This window comes from Variovorax sp. P4_D9 (assembly GCF_056401695.1).
The window spans coordinates 1-608 of record NZ_JBFUIU010001725.1 but is presented as its reverse complement, the minus strand read 5'-3'; the positions used below and the strand labels follow the sequence as shown (position 1 = coordinate 608).

Here is a 608-nt window from a genome sequence, read left to right as displayed (position 1 = left end):
GTCTTTGAAGCGTTCACGACTGTGTTCAAGCGGAAGACCAAGGTCTACATCCGCATGGTCACTGGCGGCAGTGGTGTGCTGCCGCCGGGTGACTTGCCACACGACCTTCAAAGTGTGCTCGCAGACAAGGCAAGCAAGCTGGCGAGTCAGTTTCTGACAATCTGCATCCGGGCCATCGACTATTGCCCGCCCGTGGGTCTGGAATTCGGAGACTATCTGCGCGCGCTCATCACGGCGGACTACGACGTGGTGCCCGACGACATTTGGGACTATCGAGGCGCGGTGATTGAGGCATTTCGTCGGCGCAACATCTATCCGCGTTCGGTCGCGAATCTGTCGGAGGACGCGCTCCTCTGGCGGGGGCCACGTCAGCCGCTTCCCGCCATTGGAGAGCTTCACTTCCGAAAGCTCCAGTTCAGCGGAGATCCGGGCCACGCTGTTGACTCGGTTGAGCTCTACCGGCAGGCGTGCGCGCTAGGGGCTTATGTGTCGGATCCCGGAAAGATGAACGAGTTCGGGCTGGTCCCCGCCGGTGATCCCCGACTCGAAGGCGACAGCATCGGCCTGCCTTGTGTGGAGTCCATTCGCTCGGCTCGGCGTGCCGGACC

1 pseudogene is annotated in these 608 nt (G+C 61.8%); it reads left to right on the top strand.

The window, feature by feature from the left end:
* Positions 1–608: pseudogene (locus AC1DY5_RS58000) on the top strand (hypothetical protein); the annotation flags it as partial.